Annotated in this window: 10 protein-coding genes, 1 tRNA gene and 2 pseudogenes; 5 read left to right on the top strand and 8 right to left on the bottom strand. The window is 71.4% G+C overall.

The features are described 5' to 3' along the window. Together GT030_RS32290 and GT030_RS32285 are read left to right on the top strand one after the other, a co-directional pair. Positions 1 to 387 (top strand): annotated as a pseudogene (locus GT030_RS32290) (hydrolase); the annotation flags it as partial. Between the two features lie 158 nt (positions 388 to 545). After that, positions 546 to 1,202: an SDR family oxidoreductase gene (locus tag GT030_RS32285; RefSeq protein ID WP_161204120.1), complete on the top strand. Its 657-nt coding sequence runs from the start codon at positions 546 to 548 to the stop codon at positions 1,200 to 1,202. A 28-nt stretch (positions 1,203 to 1,230) separates the two neighbouring features. On the opposite strand, the gene GT030_RS32280 is transcribed toward GT030_RS32285, so the two are convergent. Then, a complete protein-coding gene (locus tag GT030_RS32280) occupies positions 1,231 to 1,443 on the bottom strand; it encodes a hypothetical protein (protein WP_161204119.1) in 213 nt (70 codons plus the stop codon). A gap of 348 nt (positions 1,444 to 1,791) precedes the next feature. Here GT030_RS32280 and GT030_RS32275 point away from each other — a divergent pair, with 348 nt between their 5' ends. Then, entirely contained in the window at positions 1,792 to 2,346 is a 555-nt protein-coding gene (locus tag GT030_RS32275) for a lamin tail domain-containing protein (protein ID WP_346009790.1), read from the top strand. Between the two features lie 140 nt (positions 2,347 to 2,486). On the opposite strand, the gene GT030_RS32270 is transcribed toward GT030_RS32275, so the two are convergent. Next, positions 2,487 to 2,568, bottom strand: a tRNA-Tyr gene (locus GT030_RS32270). Between the two features lie 193 nt (positions 2,569 to 2,761). Between GT030_RS32270 and GT030_RS32265 the strand changes: the two genes are divergently transcribed. Together GT030_RS32265 and GT030_RS32260 are read left to right on the top strand one after the other, a co-directional pair. Continuing rightward, positions 2,762 to 3,250 carry a YajQ family cyclic di-GMP-binding protein gene (locus GT030_RS32265; protein WP_086693011.1) on the top strand — a complete coding sequence of 163 codons (489 nt, stop codon included), beginning with the start codon at positions 2,762 to 2,764 and terminating at the stop codon, positions 3,248 to 3,250. A 70-nt stretch (positions 3,251 to 3,320) separates the two neighbouring features. After that, positions 3,321 to 3,581: a hypothetical protein gene (locus GT030_RS32260; RefSeq protein ID WP_161204117.1), complete on the top strand. Its 261-nt coding sequence runs from the start codon at positions 3,321 to 3,323 to the stop codon at positions 3,579 to 3,581. Positions 3,582 to 3,595: 14 nt separating this feature from the next. Here GT030_RS32260 and GT030_RS32255 read toward each other — a convergent pair whose 3' ends face one another. From GT030_RS32255 to GT030_RS32230, 6 genes and pseudogenes are all read right to left on the bottom strand, one after another. Then, positions 3,596 to 3,862: a GlsB/YeaQ/YmgE family stress response membrane protein gene (locus GT030_RS32255; RefSeq protein WP_161204116.1), complete on the bottom strand. Its 267-nt coding sequence runs from the start codon at positions 3,860 to 3,862 to the stop codon at positions 3,596 to 3,598. Between the two features lie 105 nt (positions 3,863 to 3,967). Beyond that, positions 3,968 to 4,366 (bottom strand): YccF domain-containing protein, encoded by a 399-nt coding sequence (locus GT030_RS32250; protein ID WP_161204115.1) that lies wholly within the window; start codon positions 4,364 to 4,366, stop codon positions 3,968 to 3,970. Then, positions 4,363 to 5,226 (bottom strand): zinc metalloprotease HtpX, encoded by an 864-nt coding sequence (gene htpX / locus GT030_RS32245; protein WP_161204114.1) that lies wholly within the window; start codon positions 5,224 to 5,226, stop codon positions 4,363 to 4,365. Before htpX ends, GT030_RS32250 begins: the two co-directional genes overlap by 4 nt. 145 nt (positions 5,227 to 5,371) lie before the next feature. Further along, positions 5,372 to 6,919 (bottom strand): NADH-quinone oxidoreductase subunit N, encoded by a 1,548-nt coding sequence (locus GT030_RS32240; RefSeq protein WP_161204113.1) that lies wholly within the window; start codon positions 6,917 to 6,919, stop codon positions 5,372 to 5,374. Further along, entirely contained in the window at positions 6,916 to 8,490 is a 1,575-nt protein-coding gene (locus tag GT030_RS32235; RefSeq protein ID WP_161204112.1) for an NADH-quinone oxidoreductase subunit M, read from the bottom strand. Before GT030_RS32235 ends, GT030_RS32240 begins: the two co-directional genes overlap by 4 nt. A gap of 6 nt (positions 8,491 to 8,496) precedes the next feature. After that, positions 8,497 to 8,858: pseudogene (locus tag GT030_RS32230) on the bottom strand (NADH-quinone oxidoreductase subunit L); the annotation flags it as partial.

Here is an 8,858-nt window from a genome sequence, read left to right as displayed (position 1 = left end):
CTGCGCGCGGCCGGGGTGCGCGTCGCGGCGGGCGGCGGCGCCCTGCGGGACCTGGCCAACCCGGTGGGGCGGGGCGATCCCCTGGATGCGGCGTACCTCCTCGCCTCCGTCCACGGGATGCGGCCGGCCGACGCCTACGACACGGTGAGCGTGTCGGCGCGGGCGGTGCTGGGGCTGCCGGAGGTGCGGGTGGAGGCGGGGTTCCCCGCGGAGCTGCTGGCGGTGCGCGGGGAGGAGTTGGCGGGGGCGCTGTCGCTGGCGTACAGCAGGATCGTCGTGCACCGGGGGCGGGTGGTGGCCCGGACCAGCGCGGTGCGGGAGTACTGCAAGTCGGCGGCCGAGGCGGAGCTGGGGCTGCCCCGGCAGGGCCGCAAGAGACTGTCGTAACAGCGTTTCATCTACCGTGAGTTGGCCCATCCGTGGCACGGGAGGGTGCCGTGTGCGCCCCCGGTTGCCGTCGTGCGCCGTCGTTCTCCGGGGCGAGGTTCTCCGGGCGGGGCCGGCTCGTGGGGCGGATGGGTCGTGGCGGGCGTACGGTCGTAATCATGCGCATTGTCATCGCCGGAGGTCATGGTCAGATCGCGCTGCGGCTGGAGCGGCGGCTCTCGGCGCGCGGGGACGAGGTCGCGGGCATCATCCGCAAGCCGGAACAGGCGGCGGATCTGCGGGCGGCCGGTGCCGACCCGGTCCTGCTGGACCTGGAGTCCGCGTCGGTGGAGGAGGTCGCGGAGGCGCTCAGGGGTGCCGACGCCGCCGTGTTCGCGGCCGGCGCGGGTCCGGGCAGCAGTCCGGAACGCAAGGAGACGGTGGACAAGGGCGCGGCGGTGCTGTTCGCCGACGCGGCGGTGCGGGCCGGGGTGCGCCGGTTCGTGGTGGTGTCCTCGATGGGCGCGGACCCCCATCACCCGGGCAACGAGGTCTTCGACGTGTACCTGAGGGCCAAGGGCGAGGCGGACGCGTATGTCACCGCGCAGGACGCCCTCGACTGGACGATCCTGCGCCCCGGTTCGCTGACGGACGACCCGGGCACGGGGCTGGTCAAGCTGGCGGCGCACACCGGGCGGGGCAAGGTCCCGCGGGACGACGTGGCGGCCGTGCTGGCGGAACTGGTGGAGTCCTCGTCGACGGCGGGGCTGACGCTGGAGCTGATCGAGGGGTCGGTGCCGGTGGCGGTGGCCGTTAAGGCGGTCGCAGGAAACTGAGGCGGCCTCAGCGGGGCCGTGGTCCCGGTCAGAACAGCGGGAGCTGGCCGGGGAAGTCGGGGACGACGTAGCCGTCCAGCGTGGGCTGGGCCGCGCCTATCTGGGCGTGCTGCCGGGAGCCCGCGCAGGAGACCATCTCCTGGCTCTCCCGCGCGCCGGGCGGGTCGTGGCGCGCGAAGCGGCCGGCGACGACGGCGATCGCGCGGTGGCACACGGGACAGGTTCTGCGGCGCGCGGACATGGGACCAGTGTGCCCTGCGGGTCCGACAGGGCTGTTACTCACTTTCGGGTGACGGGTGCGGGGTGGCCGGGGTGGCATGGCCTGGCGAAACGAGGGCTCGGCCCAGTGATCACAAGGGCTGTGTCTCTTTCGCGGCGTCAACTTGGTGCATTCTTCCTATGAATGGACGTTACAGCCGAGAGTCACGAAAATATGGTCGATCGGTAACACGGTTCACGTTTCCACCACATGTCCTCCGCATCCCGTCAAAGTGGTGTCTGCGCGGCCAGCAGGTCGCCATCCGCACACCGCACGTTTTCCGCCCCGGTCGTCCCGTGGGCGGGTGCCCGCACCTTGCAGGAGACACTTGTGACTTCGTCTTCCGTGACCGCCCGTCGCCTGGCCGCCGCCGCTCTCGCTGCCGGGGCGCTGGTCGGAGCGGCGGCTCTGCCGGCCACCGCCGCGGACCGCTCTCACCGCGAGAACGTCGAGATCAGCCGCGTGCAGTACGACTCCCCCGGCTGGGACAACGGCTCCAACCGCTCCCTCAACCACGAGTGGGTTGAGGTCACCAACAACTCCCGCCACCGCGTGAACCTCGACGGCTGGAGGCTGACGGAGGACCGGCGCGGAGTCACCTACACCTTCCGCCACTTCACCCTCGGCGGCCACCAGACCGTCCGCGTCCACACGGGCGTCGGCCGCGACACCGCTGGCGACCTCTTCCAGGACCGCCGCGACTACGTCTGGGACAACCGCCGCGACACCGCCACCCTCCGCAACGACGAGCGCCGCTTCGTCGACAGCGTCACGTGGGGCGAGCGCGGCCAGCGCTGGGACGACAACCGCGGCCACGAGGGCCGCGGCCAGCGCTGGGACGACAACCGCGACCACCACGGCCGCGGCCACGACCACCGCCGCTGACCCGGCGCCCTGACGGGCGGGCCCGGACTCACCACGACCGGCGCGGACCCTTCCGGGGGTCCGCGCCGGTTGTTTCTCCGGAACACGACCAAGGGCCCGTGACCTGCTGAGTAGCAGGTCACGGGCCCTTGATTCCCGTGTGGCGGCGCCAGGATTCGAACCTGGGAAGGCTGAGCCGGCAGATTTACAGTCTGCTCCCTTTGGCCGCTCGGGCACACCGCCGGGGGTTGTTGTAAGGGGGCCCGCCTTGGCGGTGCTCCCTGGCAACGACGTAAACAATACCTGATGTGCGGGGGTGCTCCGCCACCCGGTTGATCGCCGTCCTCGGGGGCCGGGGGTGGCTAGGCTGGGGCGGATGCGGTGCGGCCGGACGGTCCGCACCCCGTTCCGCCCCCGATGCAAGGAGCCACAGGACATGGCCGACTCCAGTTTCGACATCGTCTCGAAGGTCGAGCGGCAGGAGGTCGACAACGCCCTCAACCAGACCGCCAAGGAGATCTCGCAGCGCTACGACTTCAAGGGCGTGGGCGCCTCGATCTCGTGGTCCGGCGAGAAGATCCTCATGGAGGCCAACTCCGAGGACCGGGTGAAGGCCGTCCTCGACGTCTTCGAGTCCAAGCTGATCAAGCGTGGCATCTCGCTGAAGGCGCTGGACGCGGGCGAGCCCCAGTTGTCCGGCAAGGAGTACAAGATCTTCGCGTCCATCGAGGAGGGCATCTCCCAGGACAACGCCAAGAAGGTGGCGAAGATCATCCGCGATGAGGGCCCCAAGGGCGTCAAGGCGCAGGTCCAGGGTGAGGAGTTGCGCGTCAGCTCCAAGAGCCGCGACGACCTCCAGACCGTCATCGCCCTGCTCAAGGGCAAGGACTTCGACTTCGCGCTCCAGTTCGTGAACTACCGGTAGGACCGGCCGCGCGCCCCGCCCCGCCCCGGCTTCCCCGGCGGCGGGGCTCGGTATGTGCGATCGTTCCGGCATGAGCAGTGACTACGACCGTGTGCGCACCGGTATCGAGTTCATGACTGCCTATGTCTCCGGGGACGAGCTCCTGACGGAGTATCTGGAGGAGCGGCGGCACGAGGACCCCGGGGCGACGGACACCTTGCTGGACGGTACGGCGGCCCTGTGCGCGGCGCTGCTGCACACGCTGGCCCGTACGACGCGGCGGTCCGAGCACGAGATCCTCCAGGAGCTGGCCCGCGGCACGCATCGCAGCGAGCGCCGCTCCGAGGACTGACCCGCCGGAAAGCGCTAGTCGCGCGAGTTGCCGAAGATCACCCGGTACAGGATCAGCAGCACCAGCGAGCCGCCGATCGCGGCCGCCCACGTCGCGCCGTCGTAGAAGTGCTTCGAGACCGGGTGGTCCAGCCAGCGTGACGAGATCCAGCCCCCGAGGAACGCGCCCGCGATGCCGATCAGGGTGGTGCCGAGGAAGCCGCCCGGGTCACGGCCCGGCAGCAGCAGCTTGGCGATGGCCCCGGCCAGCAGGCCCAGGATGATCCAACCGAGAATGCCCATGCCAGGAACCTGCCCTTCCGCACCGCGTCCGCACACCCTCGCTCCGTAAGAAGCCGGTGTGCCCTGTCCCCTGCCAGGACGCCCCGCGGGCGGGTTCCGGTTGCCTCAGGCGACGCGCGCGCCGAACGGCTGGTCCGTGCGGACGATCTCGCGGCCCAGCGGGAGCAGCGAGACCGGGATCAGCTTGAAGTTGGCGATGCCGAACGGGATGCCGATGACCGTCAGGCACAGCGCGATGCCCGTGGTGATGTGGGCAAGGGCCAGCCACCACCCCGCCAGCACCAGCCAGAGCACGTTGCCGACGCACGACGGCGCGCCCGCGTCCCGGCGCTCGACGGTGGTGTACCCGAAGGGCCACAGGGCGTAGACGCCGATACGGAAGGCGGCCACCCCGAAGGGGATGCCGATGATCGTGATACACAGCAGCACGCCGGCGAGCAGGTAGCCGAGGAACAGCCAGAAGCCGCTCAGGACGAGCCAGATGATGTTCAGAAGGGTCTTCACCGGTGTCGACCTGCCATCTTCTCCAGTCGGGCGATCCGCTCGGCCATGGGCGGGTGCGTGGAGAACATCCGCGACAGTCCCTGGCCGGGCCGGAACGGGTTGGCGATCATCATGTGGCTCGCGGTCTCGATACGCGGCTCCGGGGGCAGCGGGAGCTGCTGGGTCCCGCTCTCCAGCTTGCGCAGCGCCGACGCGAGGGCCAGCGGGTCGCCGGTGAGCTGGGCGCCGGACGCGTCCGCCTCGTACTCGCGGGAGCGGCTGACGGCCAGCTGGATCAGGGTGGCCGCGAGCGGGCCGAGGAGCATGGTCAGCAGCATGCCGATCAGACCGGGCCCCTCGTCGTCGTCGGAGCGGCCGACCGGGATCAGCCACGCGAAGTTGACCAGGAACATGATCACCGAGGCGAGGGCGCCGGCCACGGACGAGATGAGGATGTCCCGGTTGTAGACATGGCTCAGCTCGTGGCCGAGGACGCCGCGCAGCTCGCGCGGGTCGAGCAGGCGGAGGATGCCCTCGGTGCAGCAGACGGCCGCGTGGCGCGGGTTGCGGCCGGTGGCGAAGGCGTTGGGCGCCTCCGTGGGCGAGATGTACAGCCGGGGCATGGGCTGGCGGGCCTGCGTGGACAGCTCGCGCACGATCCGGTACAGCTCGGGCGCCTCGAACTCGCTCACCGGGCGGGCCCGCATCGCGCGCAGGGCCAGCTTGTCGCTGTTCCAGTACGCGTACGCGTTCGTGCCGAGCGCGACCAGGACGGCGACGATCAGCCCCGTACGGCCGAAGAAGCTGCCGATGACGATGATGATCGCCGACAGTGCCCCGAGGAGTACTGCGGTCCTGAGCCCGTTGTGCCGGCGGTGCACCCTGACCCTCCCGATCGTGCGGCGCGGGAACCCTTCGGTCCAGTGGACCCTCCCGATCAGGACAACGCGAGGCGAAGGCCGCGAGTTCCCAGGTGGGCGTGGTGGCGCGGACACCCGTACGAGTGAGCGAGGTCCGCCGCGCCCGTCAGAAGAGGGTCGTGGCGGCGAAGCGCAGCACCAGCTGGGGCGCGCCCGAGAGGGCCACGCCGACGGCCGCCGTGAGGGCGAGCGCGGCGGTGAGCGGGGCGGGGAGGCGGTGCTGTACGGGCTCGCCCTCGGGGGCGCGGAACAGCAGGGCCGTCCACCGGAGGTAGTAGTAGAGCGCGATCACCACGTTGACGGCCATGACCACGGCGAGCCAGCCGAGCCCGGCGTCCACGGCCGCCGAGAACACCGTGACCTTGGCGAACAGTCCGATCACGCCCGGCGGGAGTCCGGCCAGACAGAGCAGGAAGAAGGCCAGGAGGACGGCGGTGACGGGGTTGGTGGCGTACAGGCCCCGGTAGTCGGCGATCCGGTTGAGCGGCCTCGTACGGCCCACCAGGGCGGCCACCGCGAAGGCGCCGAGGTTCACGGCGGCGTACATCAGGGCGTAGGCGACGGTGGAGCCGATCGCCTTCTGGCCGTCCCGTGTGTACCCGGCGGCGGCGATCGGGACCAGGAGGTAGCCGGCCTGGCCGATGGAGGACCAGGCGAGGAGGCGTACGGCGCTGTACGCGCGCGTGGCCCGCTGCCGGAGGGCACCGACGTTGCCCGCGGTCATGGTGAGTGCGGCCAGGACGGCGAGGGCGGGGCCCCAGACGTCGGCGTAGGACGGGAAGGCGATCACGGTGACGAGGATCAGGCCGGAGAAGCCGACCGCCTTGCCGACGACCGAGAGGTAGGCGGCGACCGGGAGCGGCGCGCCCACATAGGTCTCGGGGACCCAGAAGTGGAAGGGCACGGCGGCGGTCTTGAAGGCGAAGCCGACCAGGGTGAGGACGACACCGGTCTGGACGAGGGTGTGGAGCTGGCCGTCGGTCTGGGGCAGGCGGCGGGCGATCTCGGTGAGGTGCAGGGTGCCGGTGGCGGCGTAGACGAAGCTGACGCCCATCAGGCTGACGGCGGTGGCGGTGACCGAGGAGAGGAAGAACTTCAGGGCCGCCTCGGCCGAGCGCGCCTCGCCGTGCCGGATGCCGACCAGGGCGAAGGCGGGCAGGGAGGCGACCTCCAGGGCGACGATCAGGGTGGCGAGGTCGCGGGAGGCGGGCAGCAGGGCGGCACCGGCCGCCGAGGAGAGCAGCAGGAACCAGAACTCCCCGGCCGGGACGCGCCGCCGGTCGTCCTGCACGCCGGTCACGGACAGCAGGGCCGCGAGCAGGGCGCCGCCGAGGACGAGGAACTGGATGACGACCGTGAAGTGGTCGGCGGTGTAGCTGCACGCGCGCGTGGAGCCGGTCAGGCAGAAGGTGGCGCGGTCGCCGTCCAGGAGCGGCAGCAGCATGAGCCCGGCGGCGGCCAGGCCCGCGACGGAGAACCAGCCCAGGAGGGGTTTGCGGGCCTCGGGCAGGAACAGGTCGGTGACCAGCACGGCGAGGGCCGTGACGGCGACGATGACGGGCGGGGCGATGGCCAGCCAGTCGACGGACTGGATCAGGGCGTTCACCGCCGGTGCGGCCAGGTGTCCCGGTGTGGCCTGGGCCAGGGCGGTCATCGGGTGCCTCCTGCGAGGAGCTGCTGCACGGCCGGGTCGCTGAGGCCGAGCAGGGCCCTGGGCCAGAGTCCGGCGAGGACGGTGAGGACGACGAGCGGCGTCCAGGCGGCGAACTCGTAGCCGCGCACGTCGGCGAGTTCGGGCAGGTCCTGGCTCGGGTCGCCCATGCAGACGCGGCGGACCACGACCAGCAGGTACGCGGCGGTCAGCAGGGTGCCGAAGGCGCCGATCGCCAGGAAGACCAGGTAGGCGGCCCGGCTGAGCCCGGCGGCGGGCTGGAAGGCGCCGAACAGCGCGAGCATCTCGCCCCAGAACCCGGCGAGTCCGGGCAGCCCGAGCGAGGCGACGGCACCGAAGGCGAGCAGTCCGCCGAGACGCGGGGCCCGGCCGTACAGGGCGCCCCCGCTGTGCGCGGCCAGGGTGTCGAGGTCGGTGCTGCCGGTGCGGTCCTTCAGGGCACCGACCAGGAAGAACAGCAGGCCGGTGATGAGGCCGTGGGCGATGTTGGCGAACAGCGCGCCGTTGACGCCGGTCGGAGTCATGGTGGAGATGCCGAGCAGCACGAAGCCCATGTGGCCGACCGAGGAGTACGCGATCAGCCGCTTCAGGTCGCCCCTGGCGCCCCGCCTGGCGAGCGAGAGGCAGGCCAGGGACCCGTAGATGATCCCGACGACGGCGAACGCGGCGAGGTACGGGGCGAAGACCCGGAAACCGTCGGGCGCGACCGGGAGCAGGATGCGGACGAACCCGTACGTGCCCATCTTCAGCAGGACGCCGGCGAGCAGCACCGAGCCGACGGTCGGGGCGGCGGTGTGGGCGTCCGGCAGCCAGCTGTGCAGGGGCCACATCGGCGCCTTCACCGCGAGCCCGATCCCGATCGCCAGAACGGCGACGACCTGCACGGACGTGGTCAGCGACCGGCCGTTGTCAGTGGCGAGTGCCACCATGTCGAATGTGCCCGCTTTGATCCCGATCAGCAGCAGGCCCAGCAGCATGACCACGGAACCGAGCAGCGTGTACAGGATGAACTTCCACGCGGCGCGGGTCCGGCCCTCGCCGCCCCAGCGGGCGATGAGGAAGTACATCGGGACCAGCACGGTCTCGAAGGCCAGGAAGAAGAGGACGAGGTCGAGCACGGCGAAGGAGGCGAGGGTGCCCCCTTCGAGCAGCAGGACCAGGGCGGTGAACGCCTTCGGGGAGGGCCCCGCGGGCGGCTTGAAGTAGGAGTAGAGCGCGCAGAGGAAGGTCAGCAGCGCGGTCAGGAGGAGAAGGGGGAGGGAGATGCCGTCGATGCCGAGGTGGATGCGCACGTGGAGTGCGGGAATCCAGCTGATGTCGGTGGTGGCCTGCATCTTCGAGGGGTGGTCGTGGTCGAAGCCGAGCGCCAGGACGATCGCGGCGATGAGGACCACGCCGGTCACGGTCACGCCGTGCCGGAGCACGGCCTGGCCGGGGGACTTCCCCTTCAGTCCGGGCGGGGCGGGCAGGAGGGCGGCGGCCGCGCCGAGGAGCGGCACCGCGACGACGAACGCCAGAAGGAACTGCATCACTGATTCGCTGATACCGATCACGCCCGCTCACACTCCCGAGGCGACGAGGAGGACGGCGACCGTCAGGACGACGGTGCCGGCGAGCAGCGCGCTCACATAGGTCTGCACATTGCCGGTCTGCGCCCGCCGTACGGCCGCGCCGAGCAGCCGGGGCAGGGCGGCCGCGCCGCGTACGTAGGTGTCGACGACCTCGCGGTCCAGGAAGCGCACCAGGCCGGCCGCGCCCAGCACCGGGCGGACGAACAGCGCCGAGTACACGGCGTCCAGGTGGAACCCCGCGGCGGCGGGCCCGTACAGCGGGCCGAGCAGCAGGCGGCCGGGGTCGGCCGGGTCCGGGGCCTGAGCGATGTCGCCGTACGCCGGTTCGTGGGCGGCGATGGCCTCGGCCT

This window comes from Streptomyces sp. SID1328 (assembly GCF_009865595.1).
In the GTDB taxonomy this organism is placed as follows: domain Bacteria; phylum Actinomycetota; class Actinomycetes; order Streptomycetales; family Streptomycetaceae; genus Streptomyces; species Streptomyces griseoluteus.
This window is presented reverse-complemented; position numbering and strand designations above follow the sequence as displayed.

Coding starts and splice junctions, on each gene's coding strand:
- GT030_RS32285 (WP_161204120.1), top strand. CDS start 546: ATGCGCATTGTCATCGCCGGAGGTCATGGTCAGATCGCGCTGCGGCTG.
- GT030_RS32280 (WP_161204119.1), bottom strand. CDS start 1,443: ATGTCCGCGCGCCGCAGAACCTGTCCCGTGTGCCACCGCGCGATCGCC.
- GT030_RS32265 (WP_086693011.1), top strand. CDS start 2,762: ATGGCCGACTCCAGTTTCGACATCGTCTCGAAGGTCGAGCGGCAGGAG.
- GT030_RS32260 (WP_161204117.1), top strand. CDS start 3,321: ATGAGCAGTGACTACGACCGTGTGCGCACCGGTATCGAGTTCATGACT.
- GT030_RS32255 (WP_161204116.1), bottom strand. CDS start 3,862: ATGGGCATTCTCGGTTGGATCATCCTGGGCCTGCTGGCCGGGGCCATC.
- GT030_RS32240 (WP_161204113.1), bottom strand. CDS start 6,919: ATGACCGCCCTGGCCCAGGCCACACCGGGACACCTGGCCGCACCGGCG.